22 protein-coding genes and 1 pseudogene are annotated in these 24,829 nt (G+C 38.3%); 2 read left to right on the plus strand and 21 right to left on the minus strand.

Going from position 1 to position 24,829, the window contains the following annotated elements; genetic code table 11:
- Nucleotides 1-65 precede the first annotated feature (65 nt).
- Nucleotides 66-1,613, minus strand: a complete 1,548-nt coding sequence (locus tag AC1RNS_RS02825) for an acyl-CoA carboxylase subunit beta (protein WP_492990633.1) — start codon at nucleotides 1,611-1,613, stop codon at nucleotides 66-68.
- Nucleotides 1,614-1,618: 5 nt separating this feature from the next.
- Entirely contained in the window at nucleotides 1,619-2,032 is a 414-nt protein-coding gene (mce, locus tag AC1RNS_RS02830) for a methylmalonyl-CoA epimerase (RefSeq protein WP_053594596.1), read from the minus strand.
- 125 nt (nucleotides 2,033-2,157) lie between these two features.
- Here mce and prli42 point away from each other — a divergent pair, with 125 nt between their 5' ends.
- Nucleotides 2,158-2,253 carry a stressosome-associated protein Prli42 gene (prli42, locus tag AC1RNS_RS02835; protein WP_492990635.1) on the plus strand — a complete coding sequence of 32 codons (96 nt, stop codon included), beginning with the start codon at nucleotides 2,158-2,160 and terminating at the stop codon, nucleotides 2,251-2,253.
- 17 nt (nucleotides 2,254-2,270) lie between these two features.
- On the opposite strand, the gene AC1RNS_RS02840 is transcribed toward prli42, so the two are convergent.
- From AC1RNS_RS02840 to AC1RNS_RS02885, 10 genes are all read right to left on the minus strand, one after another.
- On the minus strand, nucleotides 2,271-3,248 hold the full coding sequence (locus AC1RNS_RS02840) for an aromatic acid exporter family protein (protein WP_492990637.1): 978 nt from the start codon (nucleotides 3,246-3,248) through the stop codon (nucleotides 2,271-2,273).
- Nucleotides 3,249-3,474: 226 nt separating this feature from the next.
- On the minus strand, nucleotides 3,475-3,915 hold the full coding sequence (locus tag AC1RNS_RS02845) for a BrxA/BrxB family bacilliredoxin (RefSeq protein ID WP_427539284.1): 441 nt from the start codon (nucleotides 3,913-3,915) through the stop codon (nucleotides 3,475-3,477).
- A gap of 172 nt (nucleotides 3,916-4,087) precedes the next feature.
- Complete coding sequence (gene meaB, locus AC1RNS_RS02850; RefSeq protein ID WP_492990638.1) at nucleotides 4,088-5,185, minus strand: methylmalonyl Co-A mutase-associated GTPase MeaB; 1,098 nt, start codon at nucleotides 5,183-5,185, stop codon at nucleotides 4,088-4,090.
- The gene (scpA, locus tag AC1RNS_RS02855; RefSeq protein ID WP_492990639.1) at nucleotides 5,185-7,338 is read right to left on the minus strand and encodes a methylmalonyl-CoA mutase; all 2,154 of its coding nucleotides are present in this window, start codon (nucleotides 7,336-7,338) and stop codon (nucleotides 5,185-5,187) included. Before scpA ends, meaB begins: the two co-directional genes overlap by 1 nt.
- A complete protein-coding gene (locus tag AC1RNS_RS02860) occupies nucleotides 7,335-9,038 on the minus strand; it encodes a methylmalonyl-CoA mutase family protein (protein WP_492990640.1) in 1,704 nt (567 codons plus the stop codon). The genes scpA and AC1RNS_RS02860 overlap by 4 nt, the downstream gene beginning before the upstream one ends.
- A 121-nt stretch (nucleotides 9,039-9,159) precedes the next feature.
- Nucleotides 9,160-10,503: a dihydrolipoamide acetyltransferase family protein gene (locus AC1RNS_RS02865; RefSeq protein ID WP_492990642.1), complete on the minus strand. Its 1,344-nt coding sequence runs from the start codon at nucleotides 10,501-10,503 to the stop codon at nucleotides 9,160-9,162.
- Between the two features lie 212 nt (nucleotides 10,504-10,715).
- Nucleotides 10,716-11,699: an alpha-ketoacid dehydrogenase subunit beta gene (locus tag AC1RNS_RS02870; protein WP_492990644.1), complete on the minus strand. Its 984-nt coding sequence runs from the start codon at nucleotides 11,697-11,699 to the stop codon at nucleotides 10,716-10,718.
- Nucleotides 11,699-12,715: a thiamine pyrophosphate-dependent dehydrogenase E1 component subunit alpha gene (locus tag AC1RNS_RS02875; protein WP_492990646.1), complete on the minus strand. Its 1,017-nt coding sequence runs from the start codon at nucleotides 12,713-12,715 to the stop codon at nucleotides 11,699-11,701. The genes AC1RNS_RS02870 and AC1RNS_RS02875 overlap by 1 nt, the downstream gene beginning before the upstream one ends.
- A 78-nt stretch (nucleotides 12,716-12,793) precedes the next feature.
- Complete coding sequence (lpdA, locus tag AC1RNS_RS02880) at nucleotides 12,794-14,221, minus strand: dihydrolipoyl dehydrogenase (RefSeq protein WP_492990648.1); 1,428 nt, start codon at nucleotides 14,219-14,221, stop codon at nucleotides 12,794-12,796.
- 181 nt (nucleotides 14,222-14,402) lie between these two features.
- Nucleotides 14,403-15,497 carry a Leu/Phe/Val dehydrogenase gene (locus tag AC1RNS_RS02885; protein ID WP_492990650.1) on the minus strand — a complete coding sequence of 365 codons (1,095 nt, stop codon included), beginning with the start codon at nucleotides 15,495-15,497 and terminating at the stop codon, nucleotides 14,403-14,405.
- A 308-nt stretch (nucleotides 15,498-15,805) separates the two neighbouring features.
- Between AC1RNS_RS02885 and AC1RNS_RS02890 the strand changes: the two genes are divergently transcribed.
- Nucleotides 15,806-16,042 carry a DUF2627 domain-containing protein gene (locus AC1RNS_RS02890; protein ID WP_283868557.1) on the plus strand — a complete coding sequence of 79 codons (237 nt, stop codon included), beginning with the start codon at nucleotides 15,806-15,808 and terminating at the stop codon, nucleotides 16,040-16,042.
- 47 nt (nucleotides 16,043-16,089) lie between these two features.
- Here the strand turns inward: AC1RNS_RS02890 and AC1RNS_RS02895 are convergent, their stop codons facing one another.
- The 9 genes and pseudogenes from AC1RNS_RS02895 to recN all read right to left on the minus strand — a co-directional run bounded on the left by AC1RNS_RS02895 (nucleotide 16,090) and on the right by recN (nucleotide 24,822).
- Nucleotides 16,090-16,818, minus strand: coding sequence for a glycerophosphodiester phosphodiesterase (locus tag AC1RNS_RS02895; protein ID WP_492990652.1), 729 nt, complete (start codon nucleotides 16,816-16,818; stop codon nucleotides 16,090-16,092).
- The gene (locus AC1RNS_RS02900) at nucleotides 16,811-18,382 is read right to left on the minus strand and encodes a flagellar assembly protein A (RefSeq protein WP_492990654.1); all 1,572 of its coding nucleotides are present in this window, start codon (nucleotides 18,380-18,382) and stop codon (nucleotides 16,811-16,813) included. Before AC1RNS_RS02900 ends, AC1RNS_RS02895 begins: the two co-directional genes overlap by 8 nt.
- 418 nt (nucleotides 18,383-18,800) lie before the next feature.
- A pseudogene (locus tag AC1RNS_RS02905) lies at nucleotides 18,801-18,938 on the minus strand (sporulation initiation factor Spo0A C-terminal domain-containing protein); the annotation flags it as partial.
- On the minus strand, nucleotides 18,922-19,239 hold the full coding sequence (locus AC1RNS_RS02910; protein ID WP_492990656.1) for a hypothetical protein: 318 nt from the start codon (nucleotides 19,237-19,239) through the stop codon (nucleotides 18,922-18,924). The pseudogene AC1RNS_RS02905 and the gene AC1RNS_RS02910, both read right to left, overlap by 17 nt.
- 348 nt (nucleotides 19,240-19,587) lie before the next feature.
- The gene (locus tag AC1RNS_RS02915; RefSeq protein ID WP_492990658.1) at nucleotides 19,588-19,965 is read right to left on the minus strand and encodes a PH domain-containing protein; all 378 of its coding nucleotides are present in this window, start codon (nucleotides 19,963-19,965) and stop codon (nucleotides 19,588-19,590) included.
- Between the two features lie 287 nt (nucleotides 19,966-20,252).
- Complete coding sequence (locus AC1RNS_RS02920; protein WP_492990659.1) at nucleotides 20,253-20,777, minus strand: site-specific integrase; 525 nt, start codon at nucleotides 20,775-20,777, stop codon at nucleotides 20,253-20,255.
- Between the two features lie 139 nt (nucleotides 20,778-20,916).
- A complete protein-coding gene (gene spo0A / locus AC1RNS_RS02925) occupies nucleotides 20,917-21,708 on the minus strand; it encodes a sporulation transcription factor Spo0A (RefSeq protein ID WP_492990660.1) in 792 nt (263 codons plus the stop codon).
- A 353-nt stretch (nucleotides 21,709-22,061) separates the two neighbouring features.
- Complete coding sequence (locus AC1RNS_RS02930; RefSeq protein WP_492990661.1) at nucleotides 22,062-23,009, minus strand: SpoIVB peptidase S55 domain-containing protein; 948 nt, start codon at nucleotides 23,007-23,009, stop codon at nucleotides 22,062-22,064.
- 121 nt (nucleotides 23,010-23,130) lie between these two features.
- Nucleotides 23,131-24,822, minus strand: a complete 1,692-nt coding sequence (gene recN, locus AC1RNS_RS02935; RefSeq protein WP_492990662.1) for a DNA repair protein RecN — start codon at nucleotides 24,820-24,822, stop codon at nucleotides 23,131-23,133.
- Nucleotides 24,823-24,829: the final 7 nt, after the last annotated feature.

A 24,829-nucleotide genomic window follows, 5' to 3' on the forward strand; every position in this document is an offset into this window, starting at 1 on the left:
TTCGTCATTTTCTTTCAGTCAAAAGAAAACCCAGCAACCGAATGGCTACTGGGCTTGTACAAATTTTATAGTGGAATGTTTCCGTGTTTTTTCTCTGGACGTGATTCATGTTTATTTGAAAGCATGTCTAAGCCTTGAATTAGCTTAATACGTGTATCACGTGGATCAATAACATCATCTACCATACCGCGAGATGCTGCAACATATGGGTTTGCGAACTTTTCTTTGTATTCTTCAATTTTCGCTGCACGTGTTGCTTCTGGATCATCTGATTTTGCAATTTCGCGAGCAAAGATAATATTTGCGGCACCTGCTGCACCCATAACCGCAATTTCAGCGTTCGGCCAAGCAAATACAAGGTCAGCTCCAATTGATTTTGAGTTAAGCGCAACATAAGCACCACCATATGCTTTACGTAAAATAACTGTAATTTTCGGTACAGTTGCTTCAGAGTATGCATAAAGGATTTTTGCTCCATGACGGATGATTCCACCATGCTCTTGTTTAACGCCTGGGAAGAAGCCAGAAACATCCTCAAATGTGATGATTGGAACATTGTATGCATCACAAGTACGGATGAAACGAGCCGCTTTGTCAGAAGAATCGATATCTAGTCCACCAGCAAGTACTTTTGGTTGATTACATACAAGACCAACTGATTCACCTGCAATACGTGCAAAACCTACTACTACGTTTTTCGCAAATTCTGAGTGAACTTCCATAAATGAGCCTTCGTCCACTACTTGCTCAACTACTTTACGTACATCATAAGGGCGAGTTGTTTCGATCGGCACAGTATCTACTATTTCAGGGCGGTAGTCATCACCTTCTGGACGTGCCTGACGTGGTGCTTTTTCTTTATTATTTTGTGGAAGATAGCTTAATAGTTTTTTAATTTGATCGATTGCTTCTTCTTCAGATGGTGCGCGGAAGTGGGCATTACCACTTACAGCGTTATTTACTTTAGAACCACCTAAATCTTCTGCAGAGATTTTTTCACCTGTAACCGTTTCAATTACTTTAGGTCCTGTAATGAACATTTGAGATGTTTTATCAACCATTAGGATAAAGTCTGTGATGGCTGGAGAATATACAGCACCTCCAGCACATGGTCCCATAATTACTGAAATTTGAGGGATTACGCCAGAGTAGATGGCATTACGATAGAAAATATGACCGTATCCATCAAGTGAAAGTACACCTTCTTGAATACGTGCACCACCAGAATCATTAATACCAATGAATGGTGTACCGTTTTTCGCAGCAAGATCCATTACTGTGGCCATTTTTTTCGCATGCATTTCACCAAGCGCTCCACCAAATACAGTGAAATCTTGCGAGAATAAGTAAACAGAACGTCCATTAATTTTACCGAAACCAGTTACTACACCATCACCAGGTCCTTCCATCTTATCCATACCGAAGTCTACTGTACGGTGTGTAATGAATGGGTTGATTTCGAAAAATGTATCTTCGTCCAGCAATAATTCAATGCGCTCACGAGCAGTTAATTTACCTTTTTCATGTTGCTTGTCGATGCGCTCATAGCCACCACCAAGTTCAATTACCGTCTTACGGTCATATAACTCATTAATTTTGTCGAACATATCCATACTAATCACTTATCCCCTTTTCCACTTTTATCGCATAATTCATACAGCACACCGAAAGATGATTTAGGATGCATGAAGGCTACCTCTGCGCCACCAGCACCTGGTCCTGGCTCTTCTGATAAAAGACGTACGCCTTTTTCACGAAGCTCTGCCATACGCTCACGAATCCCTGTCACACCGAAAGCTACATGGTGAATACCTTCTCCACGTTTTTCGATAAATCCATGAATGGCACTTTTTTCACTCATCGGTTCCAATAATTCGATTTTCACGTTGCCAGCATCTATAAATGCAACACGAACCTGTTGAGATTCAACCTCTTCCACTTTTAACAACTTTAAGCCTAAAGTTTCTGTATAATATGTAATGCGTTCATCAAGATCACGCACCGCAATCCCAATATGGTCTACTTTCTCCATGGTGACATCTCCTTCTGTTATGGTACATCTTCTATTTTACAGACTTTTTTGTCAAAACTCTACTACTTGAGAAATTTTTCAGATTTGCTAAACTATTTATAAGAAAAGAAGGAGCGAACGAGCATATGAGCAATAAAAAATTTCAAAAAATCGTTGTTTATGCAATGATAGCGATCATGGTAATTTCATCTCTAGCGTTTGGTTTATCCATGTTAGCATAAAAGGCATAGCGTCCGCATTACTGCGGGCGCTCTTTCTTTACCTTTAAACCCTTAAAAGACTGTTTAATTTCTAAATACCGATCCATTTCTTCGATAAATTGATAAAGCGCTGCCTGTGCTAAAAATTGCTCATGATTTTGCGGCAGCGGTAACTGGGCAAAATCTTTCCTAACCTGCTCTAGCTTCTCCCTAAAATGACTAGCCGTATTTCCTGAATGAACATGCTCAGCAAGATCTTGAACAAAGTCAGCCACTATCGTCGCCTCTTGTACTATAACAGGTAACGCCGTTATTTTTGGGAGTACTCTTTCAATAATTTCGAGCTGCTGTTCACGCATATCAAAATAGACATAGTAATCATTTTTTCGTCTCATAAAATGATTTTCAACATCTTTAAAGGCTAATGATTTCGCATTATTTAAAGCTGTAATGGCTTCAATTATTTCTCGTCCATCCCACAATGTATCGCCTTCTCTTAAATAGTTAGCAATTTCTAAAAAAATTTTACTATATAGTTCCTCAATTTTAACTCGATAGTAATTTAATTCCTTTTGAATATCTGGCATATACATATTAATCGCTATTCCTGTCCCATAGCCAATTGCCATTAAAGTAAATTCATTAGAAACCAATGTCCATGAAAATTTTTCAGCAGCATAAATATGCATAATAATTACCGCACTTGAGACAAAGCCGTCTGCTACCTTCAATGACACAATTGTGGGGATAAAAATAATGAGCATCCCCGCTAGTGTGAATGGGTGATATGAAAATAGCTCAAAGCTCAAAAAGGCATAAAGCATACCGATAATACTTGCGACAAATCGTGTATAAGCAGCATGAAGGGATTTTTTCTTCGTTGGCTGTACACAAAGTATTGTTAAAATACCAGCAGATGCATAAGAAGCTAATTCGAAATACTGGGCAATGGCTATTGCAATGGCTGCACCAGTTGCCGTTTTTAATGTACGATAGCCGATTGAAAACTTCTTCAAGTCGACTGCCTCCTGTCCTCCATTACTCTTCACTTATTCTATTCATTAAATCAATTCAATTTTTTCAGGTAAATCATTTAGCTAATATTTAAAAAATTCCAAATATATTTTCGCTATTAGTACCTTTGAATATACAAATATCTACTCTTATTGATAAGAAACAGTCCCCGCAACTAGTAATGTTGCTGCGGGGCGTTTATCTTATCAAATTAATTAATGAATAATATTAAAGTTCATCGCAGTATTCTTCAAAGTTTGCTTGTAAATTTGTCACAACAGACATTGGATCGTGACCTTCAATTTCATAGCGCCCAACTTCAGCTACCACTTGTCCATCCTTTAACAGTACAAAAGATGGAGAGGATGGTAAGTGATCTTCACCGAAGTGATAACGAGCAGCTGCCGTTGCTTCTTTATCTTGACCAGCAAAAACTGTAACAAGATGATTTGGACGTTTATCATAATGAACACTTTGTGCTGCTGCTGGACGTGCAATACCTCCTGCACAGCCACATACTGAATTGACCATGACTAATGTTGTACCTGGACGAGCAAACGCCTCTTCAACAGCTTCTGGTGTGCGTAGCTGCTCATAACCAGCAGCCTCAATTTCTGCACGTGCTGTTTTTAAAATTTCTTGCATAAATAAATCATAATCCATATTCATATAGCGATAGCTCCTTTCAAGTTCGTGTCACCTTAGACTTTAGACTGACACTAATACATCTCCTATCATAGCAGTTAGTGGCGATTTTGTGCACCTACTTGCTCATTAATTTCGTCTTGGTTTCGACGCTTTCGACACTAACACATTTGCTGAATGAAGATAGAGCAACAGTTTATTGCTGTGATTGATTATCGCTAAATAAACGATCTACACCTTGTGTTACTGTCAGCTGTCCATTTAAAATTTGGTGTTCTAACAGTTGCACTTGTTCCTTACGCTCTGGATTACCGTAAAACGCATCAATTAAATGGTCAGTAATCATTGATTGGAACCAATCCTTGGTTTGATTTTGACGTCTAATTGACCAGTAATTATTTGCTTCAACTGTTTGTCTAAATTCTCCTATTGTCCTCCATACTTTGTCGAGGCCACGTTTTTCCCATGAACTAACTGGCATAGCAGTAGACATCCATCCTGGCGTAGCTGGCTGTAAGAAATGCAATATTTGCTTATACTCTGATACAGTTTTTTTGGCTAAACGTACGTTATCTCCATCTGCCTTATGCACAACGATAGCATCAGCTAATTCCATAATGCCCTTTTTCATGCCTTGTAGCTCATCACCAGCTCCTGTTAATACCAGCAACAAGAAGAAATCAACCATCCCTCGGACATATGTTTCACTTTGTCCAACACCGACAGTTTCAATTAAAATAACATCATAGCCAGCAGCTTCACAAACTAGCATTGTTTCACGTGTTTTTTTATGGACACCCCCTAGGGTACCAGCTGAAGGAGATGGTCGAACAAATGCATTCGACTTCTTCACAAGCTCCTCCATACGTGTTTTATCACCTAAAATACTTCCCCCTGATAGTGAGGAGCTCGGATCAATAGCTAGGACTGCTACTTTTTTCCCCATCTCACAAAGCATCGTTCCGAAAGCCTCAATAAATGAGCTTTTTCCAGCACCAGGAACCCCTGTAATGCCAATACGAACACTGTTTCCTGTATGTGGTAGAAGCTCCTGTAAAAGCTCTTGTGCCTGTGCTTTATGCACGGCATTTGAGCTTTCAATGAGTGTTATCGCCTTTGATAATTGAGTACGGGAACCTGCCATTACCTCACGAGCAAGCCCCTGTATGTCAATTTTGTCAGCTTTTTTCTTTCGGAATTTTTTTGGTACACCATATTGCATACCATCGTGAGATGCTGCTACTCCATCCATGACAAATAGTGCACTATCCTGCATCTCTTTGTTTTTGTCCATTACTTAGACACTTCCTCATAGCCTAAGCGTTTGTAGATTTCTTCAATAATTTTAATGGCAGATACAGGAATTACTGTACCTGGACCAAAGATGGCTACGGCACCAGCTTCATAAAGGAATTCATAATCCTGTGCTGGAATAACACCACCAACTATAATGATAATATCTTCACGACCTAGCTTTGTTAGTTCAGATACCAGTGCAGGAACTAATGTTTTGTGACCTGCTGCCAAAGAGGAAACACCGATACAATGCACGTCATTTTCAACCGCCATTTGCGCTGTTTCTTCTGGTGTCATAAATAGTGGAGAAATATCTACGTCAAAACCTAAGTCAGCATAGCCCGTTGCGATAACTTTGGCACCGCGATCATGACCATCTTGTCCCATTTTTGCCACTAAAATACGTGGGCGACGTCCTTCATTTTCTAGGAATTCGTCTGTCATTTGTTTTACTTCAAGAATCTGCTCCTCATCAGAGAAGTTTGCAGAGTAAACACCAGAAATGGAACGGATGATTGCTTTATGACGCCCAGAGACAACTTCAATTGCATCTGAAATTTCCCCTAAAGACGCACGAGCACGCGCTGCATCTACCGCTACGGCTAATAAGTTTTCTCCACCTTCTTTTGCAGCCTTTGTTAGTCGGGCAAGATGTTTTTGGACTTCTTCTTCATTACGAGCCGCGCGCATTGATTCTAAGCGCTCAATTTGTTTTTGACGCACTAATGTGTTGTCGATGTCAAGAATATCAATAGGCTCTTCTTTTTCTAGACGATATTTATTGACACCAACAATTGTTTCTGATTTAGAGTCAATTTTCGCCTGGCGTTTAGCCGCAGCTTCCTCGACTTTCATTTTTGGAAGACCTGTTTCAATCGCTTTCGCCATTCCACCCAGTTCTTCAATCTCTTCAATTAATGCCCATGCAGATTTTGTAATTTCTTCCGTTAATTTCTCCACATAGTATGAACCACCCCATGGATCAATCACTTTCGTCATAGCCGTTTCTTCCTGTAAGAATAACTGCGTATTACGTGCAATACGAGCAGAGAAGTCTGTTGGTAAAGCTATGGCCTCATCCAACGCGTTTGTATGAAGTGATTGTGTATGACCCATTGAGGATGCATTAGCCTCAATTAATGTACGTGTTACGTTATTAAATGGATCTTGCTCCGTTAAAGACCAGCCAGATGTTTGTGAATGTGTACGAAGTGCTAACGTCTTTGAATTTTTCGGGTTGAACGTAGACATCATTTGCGCCCAAATACGACGAGCAGCACGCATTTTCGCAACTTCCATATAATAATTCATACCGATTGCCCAGAAGAACGATAGACGCGGTGCAAAGGCATCAATATCAATTCCAGCTTTCAAGCCCGTACGGACATATTCAAGACCATCTGCTAATGTATAAGCAAGCTCGATGTCATTAGTTGCTCCTGCTTCTTGAATATGGTAACCAGAGATTGAAATAGAGTTAAATTTTGGCATAAATTTCGCTGTATATTCAAAAATATCTGCGATAATTTTCATAGACATTGCTGGTGGGTAAATATAAGTATTACGAACCATGTATTCTTTTAAAATATCGTTTTGAATCGTACCAGCAAGCTTGTCAGGTGTAACCCCCTGCTCTTCAGCTGCAACGATATAGAATGCCAATACTGGTAATACTGCACCATTCATTGTCATTGACACGGACATCTGATCTAAAGGAATTTGGTCAAATAGGATTTTCATATCTTCGACAGAGTCAATAGCAACCCCAGCTTTACCAACATCCCCAGTTACGCGTGGATGATCGGAGTCATAGCCACGGTGAGTAGCTAAGTCAAAAGCAACAGAAAGACCTTTTTGCCCCATCGCCAGATTACGTTTGTAGAATGCATTGGATTCTTCAGCTGTAGAGAAACCCGCGTATTGGCGAACAGTCCAAGGACGTGCTACATACATCGTAGGGTATGGACCACGTGTGTTTGGTGCAATACCTGCCACATCATTTAAATGTTTTGCATCTTTAATATCTTCTTTTGTATAAATATCTTTAATCTCAATACCTTCATTCGTCATAAATTTTTCTTCTGACGCCAAAGGTGCTTCAGCTGCTAATACTTTTTCGATTTCAACTGCACTAAAATTTGGCTTGCTCATCGTTGGACCTCCTTCATGCTAGCGAACACTGAATTTAATTTTTCAATGATGTTCTGTCCTGCGAAAATAAAGCCGCTTAAGCCATCTGCTAACCAAGCTTCTTCTTCGTCTTTAAATTTCCCTGCAACATCTACAAGTACATTAGCAGGTTTACCCGCTAGAATAGCTGGTACTAATTCTTTTGTATCATCATCATTGCCAGCAATCACCACATAGGTTGCTTCTGTAGCATTTAGCCAAGCCACTGCTTCTTCAGCTGTTGCAATTGGTTCGCTTTTTTCTGGCACTAAACCTACTGTATTTAAGAAACCAGATACAAAATCAGCACGTGGTTTCGAGCTTTTTAATGTACCTAATGCTAAGATTCCTGTTTTCACATTGGCAGCAGTCATTTCTGCTCGTAATTGCTCGAAAGGTATAGCAATTCGCTTAATTTCTGCAAATAGTGGGTTTTTTTCACTTTCAAGCACATCTGCTGGATTTGCATAAATATTCGTACCAATTAGAGATTGCTTACGTGTTTGTGTAGCTTTAATACGAGCTTGGTATGATTTCTCTAATTCTTCTGCTAACTTACCTGATGCAGTATAAGCATCAATACCTCCAGCAGCCTCAATATCTAAGAATAATGCCCAAGCTTCTTTCACAAAATCAGCTGTTAATGACTCAATGAAATATGAGCCACCAGCTGGGTCTGTTACTTTTAACACATTTGTTTCTTCTTTTAAAACTAAAGATACATTACGTGCGATACGAACTGATTGATCAGTTGGCTTTGTTAATGCATCATGTGGATGAACAGTAAAGACGTCTGCCCCGCCAATCAGGCCAGAAAGCGCTTCATTTGCTGCACGTAATAGATTTACATAAACATCTAGTTTTGAGAAGCTTCTTAATGAAGTTTCTGCAAGCGTTGGAACTTTAATATTTTCTTCTGTACCATAAGCAGATGAGAACGCTTTCCAAAGCACTTTAAAAGCACGAAGTTTAGCAATCTCTGTAAAGAACTGTGTATCAACTGCAAAGGATACATAGAATTGCTTTGCAAAGGCTTCAAAGCTTTCTTCTTGCTCTGCATATTTAGCCGCAAACGCAAGTGCATATGCTAATTCTTGTACAGCATTTGCTCCTTGATTGTGATAAACAGTAGTATCTGCACCGATTGAGCGCACGTTCGGAAAATCAGTTAAAGTGATAGGTTTTTTTGAAACGATGAAACCTTTGGCAGCTTCTCGTTGTTCAATGGCAATGTTGTCGAATACTGCTAATAATGGGTCATTTGAATTTTCAACCGTAATTTTAAACGAATATTCTGAGAAATAAGTCGCTAATTTGGCTACTATTTCTGTAGTCCATTCAAAATTAACACGGCTATCAATTGTTACTACTTCGTTTCCTCGTGCCAAACTATCATCAAGCTGAGCAAAAAATGCTTCGCCTGTATCAGCATATACTTGCTGTGCCACTTTAAAGACTTGACTATTTTGCAGGGAACGGATTGTGGCAACTTGTTTATCAAGTTCTTCACCAAGTTTTGCTACTAAACTTTCTTGTGTGTAAAGAGGTTCTAATGTAACACCTTCACTTGTTTTCGTTAAAAGAGACTCGAATGGTTTCCCTTTTAAAGCCTTGATTGCTGCATCTTGCCATTCTGAATAGGACGGCTTTTCAAATTCAATATTTTTCATGTTGTTTGACATGCGGACGCTTAATCAGCTTCCCCCCTTAGTAGTTTCTATTTGTTATTCTACATGACAAATTGCGACTCGAAAAGCAAAAAAAAATTCGGAAACCGTTATACAACAGGTTTCCGAGAAGTCATCAGTAGACTGACGTCGAAGATTTATTTGTATTTTCGAGTATTTCTTTCACTCTATTTAGGAATTTACCGCAAACAAGTCCGTCTAATACACGGTGATCTAATGACAAACATAAATTCACAATATCTCGTGCAGCAAACATTCCACCTGGTAAAACGACTGGTTTTTTTACAATACTTTCCACTTGTAAAATGGCTGCTTGTGGATAATTTATGATGCCCATTGACTGTACAGAGCCGAATGCGCCCGTATTATTGACCGTAAAAGTTCCGCCTTTAATATCATCCATTGACAATTTTCCAGCTCGTACTTTGACAGCGAGCTCATTAATTTCCCTTGCAATCCCTTTGATCGATTTTTCATCAGCGTGTTTTATAACAGGCACAAATAAAGCATCATCAGTTGCGACGGCAATGGAAATATTGATGTCATGTTTCTGAATAATTTTATCTTCTGCCCACATAGAATTCATCATCGGGAACTCTTTTAATGCTTGTGCAACAGCTTTTACAAAGAATGCAAAATACGTAATGTTAAAGCCTTCTTTTTGTTTAAACTCTGTTTTTATACTATCTCGATAAGTGACTAAATCAGTTACATCCACTTCCATCATCATCCAAGCATGCGGTACTTCATGAACACTTCTTACCATATTATTAGCAATAGCACGACGCACTTTCGTCACAGGTATTTCAATATCTCCTGCTTGCAAAGGCTGTACAGGTGCAGTTGGTTTCATATCATTCTGTGGTGTTACATTTGCTACAGCTGGTGCTGACTGCTGTACAGAAGTATCAGTAGCAGGTGTTTCTAGCTGTGTAGTTGGCACAGTTCCTGCCTCAATCAAAGTCAGAAGATCTTTTCTTGTAATACGTCCTCCTTCGCCTGTTCCTATGACTTGATCGAGTGCAATATCATGCTCCTGTGCAAGTCGAAGAACTGCTGGTGAATAACGAACTTTATCCTGCCTTACTGGCTTTGGTGGTGCTACTGTAGCTGTCGTAGCTTGTTGTGTTTCTTGTTTTCTTTGTACACCGGCATTTAAAATCGCCGTACTAACTGCTGATTTCTTCGCTGGAGGTGGAGGCGGTAACTCGCTGTCACCGGCGATTTCAATAGAGCAGACTATTGCACCAACTGGTAACGTTTGACCTTCCTCTGCAAGCAACTCTGTAATAATACCTTCAAAAGATGAAGGGATTTCTGCATTCACTTTATCTGTTACAACTTCTGCTAGTGGATCATATTTTTTTACTGTATCACCAGGCTTTACAAGCCATTTTTCAATTGTTCCTTCTGTTACACTTTCACCGAGCTGTGGCATTGTGATATTTTGAATCGCCATCATCTATTCCTCCCATCCATTTAAGCCAAGCTGTATTTATATGTGACACACCATTACGAATGAACAGCCACCAGGATACTGCAAGAAAACAGTTCTCAAAATGGACTATTCGACCGAGGTTTTTCCTTGCTTTGACAATAAGCATTTGCAACACTCATTGATCAAAGATTTTCACTAAATACTTTTCCAATTTGTGAAGAAGCCCCTTCTATTTAGAAGGCAGCTAGTTCACGCATCGCCCGCTCTACTTTATCAGGATTTATCATAAAATACTTTTCCATTGTTGGGGCATAGGGCATTGCCGGAACATCTGGTCCTGCAAGGCGTTGAATCGGTGCATCAAGATCAAATAAACAATGCTCAGCTATGATGGCTGCCACCTCGCTCATGATACTACCTTCTTTATTATCCTCTGTAACAAGTAACACTTTTCCTGTTTTACTTGCTGCCTCAATAATTGCTTCCTTATCAAGCGGATATACAGTACGAAGATCTAGAATATGTGCTGAAATACCATCAGCTGCTAGTCGCTCTGCAGCTTGCAATGCAAAATGTACAGCTAAACCATACGTAATGACTGTAACGTCATCTCCCTCACGCTTAACATCCGCTTTACCAATCGGTAATGTGTAATCATCCGCAGGTACTTCCCCTTTAATCAGGCGATACGCACGTTTATGCTCAAAAAATAACACAGGATCTTCATCACGGATAGCTGCTTTCAATAGACCTTTAGCATCATATGGTGTTGACGGAATAACAATTTTCAATCCTGGCGTTCCTGCGAAAAGTGCCTCTACCGATTGTGAATGATAGAGTGCTCCATGTATCCCCCCACCAAACGGAGCACGTATTACCATTGGACAAGACCAGTCATTATTCGAACGATAACGAATTTTTGCTGCCTCAGAAACGATTTGGTTCACAGCAGGCATAATGAAATCAGCAAATTGCATTTCAGCAATTGGGCGCATACCGTACATCGCAGCGCCAATCCCAACCCCGGCTATAGCACTTTCTGCAAGGGGCGTATCAAGTACACGATATTCACCAAATTGATCGTACAAACCAGCAGTTGCTTTAAATACACCACCCTTACGACCAACATCCTCTCCTAAAATGAAAACACGTTCATCACGTTCCATTTCTTCTTTCATCGCTAATGTAATCGCATCAATATAAGACATCACTGCCATTACACGTCACCTCCGTCCACTGGTGCATAAACATATTTCATGGCATGCTCTGGTTGTGCATATGGAGCAGCTTCTGCATAATCAGTAGCCTCATTTACTTCAGACATGACACGTTCCTCGATTTCTGAACGTAGCTTCTCTGACATTACACCCGTATCCATAAGATACTTTTCAAATAGTAAAATAGGATCCTTTGCCTTCCCTTCTGCGATATCTTCAGCAGTACGATATTGACGATCATCATCATCGGAAGAGTGAGCCGTTAATCGATATGTCACGGTTTCTATTAAACTCGGACCGCCGCCATTACGCGCACGGTCAGCTGCCTCTTTCACCACTTTATAGACTTGTAATGGGCATTTACCATCAACCGTAACACCTGGCATACCGTAGCCAATGCCACGATCCGATACTTTCGCACAGCCTAACTGGCGTTCAACTGGCACAGAAATTGCATATTGATTATTTTCTACCATTATAATAACAGGAAGCTTATGCACACCAGCGAAATTCGCTCCTTCATGGAAATCCCCTTGGTTAGAAGAACCTTCACCGAGTGTAACGAAAGAAACAAAATCCTCTTTTTGTAGACGTCCCGCAAGTGCAACACCCACTGCATGTGGAACTTGCGTTGTAACAGGGGATGATCCTGTTAAAATACGATTTTTCTTTTGACCAAAATGACCTGGCATTTGACGACCACCAGAGTTTGGATCTTCTGCTTTGGCAAATGCAGACAACATTAGCTCTCTTGGTGTCATACCGAAATGTAGAACAACACCCATATCACGATAGTATGGTGCAATATAATCCTTTTCTTTATCGAGTGCAAAGGCCGCTCCAACTTGTGCTGCCTCTTGTCCCTGACAAGAAATAACAAAAGGAATTTTACCTGAGCGGTTTAATAACCACATACGCTCATCTAGTCTTCTTGCCATTAACATTGTTTCGAATATTGCAAGTACATCTTCATTTGATAAACCTAAATCCTCATGCTTGATTTGAACATCTTGCATACGAACACCCCTTTCGTATTGTAAAGAAACAACTTAAGTATATAATCTTCCCACACATTAATTATGGAATGATAAATTTTAAAAGTGAATGGCACGATTATCAACAGCTAATGCTGATTCTACTAGCACCTCATTCAGAGACGGATGTGGGTGAATAGCCTGACTAACCTCCCATGGCGTTGCATCAAGTAATTTAGCAAGTGATGCTTCACCAATTAAATCCGTTACATGCGGCCCTACCATATGAATACCCAGAATATCATTCGTTTCTTCATCTGCAACAATTTTTACAAAGCCGTCTGTCTCTCCATTTACAAGCGCTTTACCAATCGCCTTGAATGGAAACTTTCCTACTTTTAAGGTAAAGCCCTGTTCCTTAGCAGCACTTTCGGTTAAGCCAATGCTTGCAACCTCTGGGAAGGAGTAAACACATTTCGGCACCTTGAGTACGTCTAGTGCCTCTGTTTTACCTGTGGCAATATGTTCAATGGCACATAATCCTTCGTGTGAAGCTACATGTGCTAATTGCAGACCACCAATCACATCTCCTATGGCATACATATGTGATTCCTTTGTCTGATACGAATCATTGACTTTAATATACCCATTCTCAATTTCAATTTCTGTATTTTCTAAACCTATATCTCGTGTATTCGCTTCACGTCCTACACAAAGTAATAGTTTATCAGCCTCGAATAATTCATCCTTTTCGTTAACTTTGGCAGAAATGAAAACGTTATCATTTTCAATTTTGAATGTTCCTGTATCTAAACGAGCATTTGTCACAATACGAACGCCTCTTTTTTCAAGTTGCTTCGTCACTTCTTTGACAATATCTGCATCTTCTGCTGGTAAAATCGATGGTCCATATTCAATGACCGTTACGTATACCCCAAAATCGCAAAGCATTGATGCCCATTCGATACCGATAACGCCGCCACCAACGATTAACAATGACTTCGGTAGTTCTTCCATTTGTAATGCATGATCAGAGTTCATTACAAATTTTCCATCAATTGATAGTCCAGCCATTTCTCTTGGCTTCGAACCTGTTGCAATCACAACATTTGTTGGCACAAGCATTTCATTTTCCTCACCATTACTCATTTCAACTGAAATAGTACCTGGCATTGGTGAAAAGATGGAAGGACCTAAAATTCTTCCTGTTCCCTGATAAACATCTATTTTACCTTTTTTCATCAGTGTATTCACACCTTGGCTCAATTGCTCAACAATCGCTTGTTTTCTAGCCTGCACTTTATCAAACTGCAATGTAACTCCTTCAATATCTACACCAAATTCAGCAGCCGTTTTATTGGCCATACGATACACTTCCGCACTTCGAAGTAAGGCCTTACTCGGTATACAGCCTTTATGCAAGCATGTGCCACCAAGTCGTTCACGTTCAACAATGGCTGTTTTTAAACCTAACTGTGCCGCACGAATTGCTGCAACATAGCCTCCTGTACCTCCGCCTAAAATGACAACATCATAATTTTGAGCCATATTGATTCCCCCTTATGAGAAAAGTGCTAAAGCCGCCTATCCTGCACTCACATAGGATATTACAAGGAAAATCCATTTCATCCCTTTATAGGGCTTTAGCTTAATTTCAGTTAAGCTACTAAATTTCTATTTAAAGTTAGAAGAAGTCGACAATGCGACTTCTCTAATAATTAAGCGATTTTTAACGACCGTGTAAAATATTTTTTTCATTTTTTAAAAATTGACTACGTGATTTAGATACTCGCGCAATTCGCTCTTCTGCTAAACGATTAGCCGCTACATACGTAGGAATGCCATCACGTTTAGAAATGGCAAAGATTTTTTCAATACTGTCATAAATACCATCAACACGCTTCATCGCACGTTCGCGGTTATAGCCATATAACTCATCAGCAACGTTGATAACCCCACCTGCATTGATAACATAATCAGGAGCATAAACAATTCCTAGTTCATGTAAAAGATCACCATGTCGAGAATCTTGTAATTGGTTATTAGCTGAACCAGCAATAACCTTTGCCTTTAATTGTGGAATCGTCTCATCATTTAATATTGCTCCTAATGCACATGGTGAGAAAATATCCACTTCCTGTGAATAGATGTTATCTGGTGCCACAGCAGTTGCGCCAAAATCATGAACAACTCTATCAATTGCTGCTTGATTAATATCTGTCACAACAAGTTTTGCACCCTCATTATGTAAGTACTCGCAAAGCTTGTAAGCAACATTTCCTAGCCCTTGTACAGAAATGGTACGTCCCTCTAGTGAATCAGATCCAAAGGCTTCTTTTGCTGATGCCTTCATACCACGATAAACACCGTACGCTGTTACTGGAGATGGATTACCTGATGAACCAAAGGCTGGAGAAATACCAGTTACATAATTTGTTTCTTCATGGATTAAATCCATATCTGTTACTGTTGTACCAACATCCTCCGCGGTAATATAGCGGCCATTAAGACCTTGGATGAAACGACCTAGAGCTCTGAACATTTCCTCATTTTTATCTTTAAATGGGTCACCGATAATGACCGTTTTTCCACCGCCAAGGTTTAAACCAGCAGCTGCATTTTTATAGGTCATGCCGCGTGCTAAACGCAATGCATCCTCAATTGCATTTTCTTCTGATGCATATGTCCACATTCGTGCCCCGCCTAATGCTGGTCCAAGTGTTGTGTCATGGATTGCGATAATCGCTTTTAACCCTGATGCTTCATCTTGGCAAAATACCAATTGTTCATAATCATACTTTTCCATATACTTGAAGATTTCCATGAAAACTCGCCCCTTTGCTTTGGAAAGTGCATCCCCAAATGCCCATCCAATCAAGTTTTAAATAACAATAAAAATTGTTTAGTAATGGATAATAATGCTCCATTTAATTTTACAATACTGACAATTTCACAATTTCGCAACTATTATTACATATTCTTGATTAAGTAAGAATTTTCTAAACATTCTGTTACAGTTTCTAGCTTATGTCCTACGTGCTCATGGCTTCAGCAGGCACATAGTGAAATAACGTTTCTTGACATTCCATTAACCACAGGTACAATTAAACTTAGGAATAAGGAGGGACATGCATGGCTCGTTTAGCTGCATTTATTGTAATGCTTATTCCAGGTCTTATGGCTGCAGGTGGCATTAAATTCATGCGTGATACATTATTTGGTAAACTGATTGCACCTTTCCCGTTTTTATGGTTACAGTTCGTTGTGGGCGTCATTCTCTTTGTAATAGGATTTGGCTTCTTCGCAGGCTTTTTACTCCACCGCGATCGAAAAAATGGAAAAGTGGCTCCGCGCTTTCAAAAAAAATAAAAATAGCTATCCACCTAAGTCATATTCGACTTACTGGATAGCTATTTTTATTGACGGTTCTGTTTTGAAATTACTTTGTCAGGATAATCAGTAATCCAACCAATTACCGAAGGATGCGGGTTTGTCAAAAATGCCTCATTACCATCAATCGCATAAAATCGACATGCTTTATCACTTGCAACACATGCCTCTAAATATCTTGGTTTATAATACCTTTTATGCATATGCACGTTGTCAATTGCTTTATAATCACTGAGCAAATCCCATTTTAATTTTTTGGTTGCAATAAGTGCTGTTTCAAAATCAGATCTATATTGTTTCACAATTTCTAATAGCTCATAGTGAAATGATGAAAAATGACTGCCAACAGGCAAAATAAGTCCATGAAGCATTTGAATAAGTGCATGTTTATTATCAAGGATCGTTGATTTTAATTCAATATTAAGGGGTAGCTGCTGGGAATTTGCCCATGCTAAAACGGCATCCAATGTTGGAATTTTGTACGAAGAAAAAAAACGTCTCCAGGGCTTTCCAAGTTTAAAGCCAAGTAGCTCCTCTACTGTACATTCATTCACAAGTTTATTGATGCCAACTAATCTTGATAGCTGTGGATCATGATAGACAACCGGAATTCCTTCCTTTGACAATTGGATATCCAACTCAATGCCATCCGCACCCAGCTCCAATGCCTTCTCAAAAGCCCTAAAGCTATTTTCAAGTGCATAAGCTGACGCTCCTCGATGTGCAAACACAGGAATGGACGATTGGCTAGACATTTAACTCACCGAATTCGAGGATAAATTTACCATTGGTCATTTTACTTAATAGGGATGATTTTTTGCCAATCTGAATATATGTGCCTGGATGCGCTTCTTTTGTCACAGTAATTTCCTCTTTACCCGCATGGCGCATTTCATCCATCATTAGTTTTACTTCACGGTCAATTGTCACTGCCTCTGCCTTCAATTTTGTTAAGACTTGCTTCGCTTCCTCAAATGTAGCCACTTGCTCCTTCGTCATTTGATTTAGGATTGGTAATAAGTTTTTAATTTTTCCCTCTTGTATTGAAATATCTGATTGCAATTGTTTTAAGTGAGTTGCCTTCTCTTGCATAAGAGAATAGCTTTCTCTTTTATTGACACTTTCAATAATTAAATCTGTTCGACGTTCTAAACGGTTTCCAGATATGGCTGTGACAATTGTATTTTTAGCTACTGCTCGACCTCCAATAATCTTACCTTTTCGTTCGTCCACAAAGATGGAATGTGCAGTAAGCTGTGATCCTAATGAGTAAAAGCCTATATGAATACTATCAGCTGCGACTAAATTGGCTTCATTAACATGCTTGACGAAAATATTGCCACCTGCCTCCACTAATGTTGAACCAAGACCAAAAATGCCACCACGAATATAGACATCACCTTCTATAGATTTTATAAGCTTGGCACCACTTACACCTTCGGCACCTTCAATAGAAATATCTCCTGTAGCAATAACCGTATAGCCAGAAGTCACTGTTCCTTTTATGCTTAATGAGCCATTAAATTCAAGATTTCCAGTTTCAACACCAACGTCACCATGAATAGGCAAATGTCGATTAACACCTATCATGCCCTTGACATCATCTAATACGCCCGCAATTTTGGAACGGATAACAATCTTCCCATTCTCCTCCACTTCATAGGCTGATTTTTTATCGTATTTTATGGGAAAATCTCGACCTGGTGCAGCAGCAATCGTATCACCTAGCACATTTTTCCCTGCTTTACCTAAAGTCGCAGGTATTTTTTCGCCAAGCCATGACCCTTCAGAAATTTCAGAGATAAAATTCATATCATAATAATCAGCTTTTCCATCTTCTCGAATCACTGGCTTTCTCTCTGGTTTAGGTAAGTATGTAATTTGTGCATCAGTTCCTGCTACAGGCAGTGTTCCTTGAGCAATTAAAAATGCCTTTCCTGGTTCAATTTTGGAAATATCAAAATCCAAAATTCCATTTACAATTCCTTCATCTTCAAGCTTTTCTAGAATTTGATTTGATAATTTTTCTTTATTTTTTTGAATATAATCATGTGTTTCGTAGATAAATATAGAGGCAGACATTTTATCTCGTGCAATTTCAGCTTCCACATTCGGAAGCCAACGTCCGATTTCAACAGGATTTATACTTTCGGTCGCTAATACATTTTTTAATATTGAAAAATTAGACAACTTTAGGCGGGGATGACTGCGTAAAATACTATCAAATTCTTTTAAAGGAAAACCAGCACTGAAAGTTATCATATATACTTTTCCATTTTCTTCTGATATTTCGAAGTTATCATTCCGAACTAGAATCAAGCTACCTCCTCCTTCCCTCTATCTGTAAGTATATACAATCTATTTACATTTGTTTAGAGACAATTGTCACTACTCAGAAAGAAAATACCCCTACTTTATCAGTAAGTCATTCTACCGTATTTTATATTTTTTCTATCAGTTTTAGCTGTTATTTACTACTTAAAGGAAATATTTTACTTACTATATGCTATTCACTTATCATAATTGTATAAAACAACCGTAAATAATCATGCTATTTACTAAATTTTTAATTAATTTATCGTATAGATGCTGTTTTTGTCATAAATTTCACAAATATGTATTAGGTCTTCTTAACTAAATGAAAAAAATACGCCTCATAAACAGTTTAAGGACTGCTTATACAGGCGCTTTGAATATTATAATATTTATAAATAATGGCTACAGGTCATTCTCCTTTTTAGCTCGCCTTCAAATCAATACGAATCTTGTCCGCAATCATTGGGATGAATTCACTATTTGTCGGCTTTGATTTTAAGTGATGAACTGTATAGCCAAAAATCGTCGAAATCGATTCATAATTACCTCGATTCATTGCGTTTTAGATAATTTTTATATAGCGAAAGTTTACCAGTCATTCTACCGGAAGCCTTCGCAGTTTTACACGACTCATATTTACCTAACGCCTTGCATAATGCAACTATACCCTTTTTAACTCTTCCTGTTGCCTCAATAGTTCGTAACATTATCATATAAGCTGCGGATTCATCTAAAGAAAATATAGTGACACCATCGCTCCCAAACGCAAACTCTTCGTCAATAAGTCTAATTTCCTGTAAATGTCCATAAATCCTAGAAATAGAATAACCCGAAAATAAGGACATTTCTTTTACATTCATCTTCAATTTAACTGCTTTGATCTATTACCGATAAATATTATTTTTTGCGCTGAAAAAACTATACATTTCCCGTGGATAAATTGCAATTGCAACCCTTAATTTTCACTAAAAACCCTTGATATGAATGCGTTAGAAGTGCGTCACTCCTTTTTTAAATATACCCTGTTGCGTCAGTTTGCGTTTTATATTTATTTATATAGGAAGAAACACGATTTAAATTTTTACCTTGAGGAATTAAAAATATTGCGTAGAAGTCGTTAGCAGCAGACGAGCGGGATATAGCGAACTGGATAGGTAGGCAAAAAAAGAACGACCAACATAAAAAATGTTGACCGCTCAACTTAATAGCTATCCTAAAACGTATTCCGCTAATACACTTTGAAGTTGATAAATATTAGTCGATTTATTAAAGTTTTTTTGTATAGGTAGAGCACTACCCGAAACCCATATTTTTAATTCTGCATCTAAATCAAATGTCCCCGCAGTTTCTACAGAAAAATGAAGTATATTTTTATAAGGAATTGAATGATACTCGGTTTTCTTGCCCGTTACACCTTGTTTATCAATCAAAATAAGCCTTATATTAGTAAAGATAAATGTATCTCTTATGACTTTGTATGCATTTTTTATTGTCTCGTTAGGTATCAATAAATCTTTTAATTCTTCTTGTAATTTCTCCAAATTTACTTCGGTTGCATTTCCTATTAATCCATCAAATAATCCCATAAAAATTCCCCCTTCAATAATTTGATATATTATACATAATCCTATTTTTACATAAATTCAAGTTAATGTATATTATTTATTTCTACTAGTATGATTACCCCTCAAATGAAAAAATATTGCGTGTAAATAGCGGGCACCAGAAAGCGCCTGTCAGAACCGAGGGTTTTGGGGTCACGCAATTTCAACGCAAAAAAGAACGACCAAGCTCGTTTATAATGCTGTTTTGCGTAATAACAACGCATTCCCTCGCAAATCTATATCAGATACAACAACTTCCAACAATTCTCCTATTCTTCTACAGTATCAAAGATTAATCGAGCTATTATCCAATCATGGTATTGATCGAATTTCCTAACATTGAGGGAACGGAAAAACCGTTTCGATTCATTATCTTCCAGCATTACCTTAATTTTTGCTCCGGTTTCACATTCTTTAAACCTTTCAAAGGATTGCTCTGTATAAGCTGTTCTGAATATAAGTGCGATTAAAATGCTTTTATGGTATGTACATAATTCGATAATGGTCGTTTTACTTACCGGCTTGCCAAAATCGCTGCATCGTTCTGGGTAGTTTACAGGCGTTTCTGCAGCACTTATTTCGAACTTACCTCTTTCTTCGATAGAACGAATATAAGCGCGTATATGCTCTATCTTGACGCTTTTAACGTCATCTATTTCAAAGTTATCCAAAAGATACCTTCTGAACAGTTTTAGCGTTTGCTCATACGATTTTAGCGTTTTAGGCGAAAGGCCTTTTGCGGAACAATCCAACATATAACGGTCAATTTCGATTAAAAATTGACTTATAGACATAAAAAATACGCCCCCTCAAACAGTCGGCGTAAACTGTCTAAAAAGGCGTTATAATTTTCGCTATATAAGCGTTATCTAATTTTGATTTACCATTCATTCTCCGCTAAGCCAATCGCTACAAACCTTGATATATCAAGGTTTAGCTCGCCATCATATCAATGCGAATCTTATCAGCAATCATGGCAATGAATTCACTATTTGTCGGTTTTGATTTTAAGTGATGAACTGTATAGCCAAACATCGTCGAAATCGATTCATAATTACCTCGATTCCACGCTACCTCAATGGCATGGCGAATAGCACGCTCTACACGTGAAGGAGTCGTATTGAACTTTTTAGCGATTTCTGGATATAGAATTTTCGTCACAGAGCCTAATAAGTCGATATCCTCGAACACCATTTGAATAGCTTCTCGTAAATAAGAGTACCCTTTAATATGTGCAGGGACACCGATTTCTTTAATGATGGCAGTAATTGTGCTATCTAGTTGATGCTGATTCAATTTTTGTGGCGCTGTAGGTTGTAAAACACTTGTCTTTTTAGGAAGTGTTGCTTTTTGTCCAGCACAATGTAAAATCTTTTGAACCAATTGATCAAATTCAAATGGTTTTAACATGAAATAGGAGGCCCCTAAGTCTACTGCTTGTTTCATGACATCTTCCTGACCAAATGCCGTTAACATAATAACTTGGATAGATGACATTCTTTCATTTTGATACATAGATTCTAAAACCGCTAAACCATCAAGATGAGGCATTATTATATCTAGGAGTAAAATATCTGGTGTAAATTCCTCAAGCATTTGTAAGCAAATTTTTCCATTTGAAGCAGTTGCGATTATTTCTATTTCGGGATGCCCTTGAAAATACTGCTCCATTGTCTTTAATAACTCACGATTATCGTCTGCAATCGCTACCTTTACCTTTGTCATTTCAATTCCTCCTTCTGGACTGTGCTTTGAATCACTTCAAAGCGTAACCTACCCCTTATGCCATTTTTGGCACACTGTGGAATTTTCGACATTTTTGTTTTAAAAACCTTTTCTATTTCCAAAAATGAGTATGTAGTCCGATACTTTCTTTTTTTATCGACAAGTTATGATAAATACCTGCAAAATGTCGAATGCTCATCTTCTTTATTTTAGTGAAAAAACTGAGATAAAACTACAGTTTTTTTTTACTATCGCTAATCCCTTTATAAAAGAAACGAAATACTTGATGAATTACATATAAAAAAAACAAATTTTCATGAAAAAATGGAGCCACCCAAAGGCAGCCCCACTATTTATGATGACTTTCTTAACATTTCCGATACAGTAATAGCTGCTCCTTTTTTTGGCTCCTCCACAAACATATGTGTAACAGCACCTACAAAACGACCGTTTTGGATGATAGGGCTACCGCTCATTCCCTGCAAGATACCACCTGTTTTTTCAATGAGCTTTTCGTCGGATATGATAAATTCAAGGCGTTCATTTTCGATCTTTATAATTTCTATTGAAAAAGTTTCCACCTTACTGCCCTCTATCGCCGTGTAGATTTCAGCTTTTCCTGTTTTTATATCTTTTTCATGCATAATTTCAATTGCTTTTGGCAAACTTTGTGGATAGCCGTCTTCCCAACGACCAAAAATTCCATAAACGGTATTTTTATCGATACTCCCTAGTCGTTCCTGATGTTTTTCAATGGAGGAAATTTTATAGCCGGGTTGGCCAGGTATACTTTTACGAATTTGTTGAATCGAAGCTAAAAAAATGGAACCAGCTCGAAAAACAGGGGCTTCTTGTAATGTTGAATCGACAATTTGATGGCCTAATGCACCGTAATTTTTTGTCTCTGGATCAATGTACGTCAATGTTCCTACTCCATCTGTTTCATCTTTTAAAAAGGAAATAACATGTGCTGCTTCTTTCTCCTGTAACTCAAGGGTTACTTCTTTTCCTTCACTTTTCATCGTCCATTTCTGCTGCCCTTGCTGAGCAACAGCCTGTTTGGCATCTGCAAGCGTTTTTACAGGTATTTCATTTATTTTTTCAATCACAGCGCCTCCTTTCATCCATTGATTGGAAGCTAATAGCACATCATGTGCTACAAATACATGAGATAGCTGAAGTTGAATTCCAATTGCTTCGCCCATCGGAATTAGCTTTTTTGCGGCAAATACCTGAACTGGCATGAATAATAAAACGATGAGCATAGGCAAAATGACAAATTGACGCCAACGACGATACATACGACACCTCCTTTTCATTTTTGTCTTTTTACTATGTGTTGTTGTGGCATTCTTATAAGCGGTAAATATTTGTGCAAAATGAAAAAACCCAGAAACATCGAAAATGTTTCTGGATAAAAGGTTATCTCATTTGTATTTTTCGGGCATTCGCCATCTTTAATAGCTCTGTTGCATGCTGTAAAGTTAAGTCAGTAATTTCTGCACCAGACATCATGCGACTTACTTCTTCAATGCGTGCTTCTGTATCAATTTCATTCAATGAAGTAAATGTTCGATCATGTTCCACTTCTTTTTTGATAAAATAATGATGATCTGCCATCGCAGCAACTTGTGGTAAATGTGAAATACATAAAACCTGAGAATTAATAGAGATTGCAGCAATTTTTTCTGCAATTGCCTGTGCAACTCGCCCACTTACACCAGTATCTACCTCATCAAAAATAATAGAGGTGATGCCGTTTGAGGATGAGAAAATGGTCTTTAAAGCCAGCATCATACGTGACAATTCCCCACCAGATGCAATTTTAGGTAATGATTTTGGTGGCTCGCCAACGTTTGTGGAAATATAAAAAATAACTTGGTCTTTACCATTAGCATCAAAAAATGATAATTCATCAAAATTAACAATAAATTTTGCTTTTTCCATATGTAATTCACGTAGTTCAGCCATAATAGCCTCACTTAAATCATGTGCAGATTTTTTACGAATAGCAGATAATTGTACTGCCAGCTCTTGTAGCGCTGATTCCATTTTTAGTACTTTTCGCTCTTTAACCTGTAAAATTTCATCGCGATTTAAGAGCTCATTCAGCTCTGTTTTAATTTTATCGTAATAGGCTAATATCTCTTCTATAGTTGAGCCATATTTACGCTTTAAATTTTGGAATAGGGCTAAACGCTGCTCCACTTCATTTAATCGTGCTGGGTCAAATTCTAATTCATCTAATACATTTTTGACCTGATGGGCAGCATCCTGTAATGAATAGAATGCTGTGGTTACAGCTTCCGAGGCTTCTTTAAACTGATCGTCAACTCTTGCAGCATCCTCTAAAGCACCCATTGCATTGCCAATCCAGTCAAGACCTTTCGATTCACCTTGAATCGCTTCATAGGCTTCATTAGAACGCTCAAAAATCTTGTTGAAATTCATCAAACGGCGACGTTCATCAAGAAGCTCATCTTCTTCACCTAGCCTTAATTTGGCATCCTCTAGCTCTTTCATTTGAAACTGGTATAAATCAATACGCTGCGCCATTAACTGCTCATCAATTGAAATAGATGCCAATTCTCTTTTTAGCAAACGATATTCTTCATATTGGGAACTGTATAATTCCTGAATTGGAGCAAGTTGTTCCTCTGCAAAGTGGTCCAGCAAATAAATATGCTGTTTTTCGTCCATCAATTCCTGATTTTCATGTTGACCATGAATATCGATTAAACTAGCGCCAATATCACGAAGTACAGATAATGGCACCAGTTTTCCATTTACTCGGCAAACACTTTTACCAGTATCATGTAAATCACGGCGTAAAATAATGGTATCTTCTTCAATCTCTATGCCTGCTTCTTCAAGCTTCTTATGAACTGGATGCAAAGAACTAGAGATTTGAAATAAACCGCCCAATTCAGCTTTTCTTGCTCCATGACGAATGAATTCAGAGTTACCTCTACCGCCTGCAAGTAAATGGACGGCATCAATGATAATTGATTTTCCGGCACCTGTTTCTCCTGTTAATACAGTTAAACCATTTGAAAAGCTAACTGTCAAATCCTCAATAATGGCAAAGTTTCGAATACTAAGCTCTCTTAACACAAAAATG

The sequence above is a fragment of the Lysinibacillus sp. GW821-FHT14F06 genome (genome assembly GCF_058803665.1).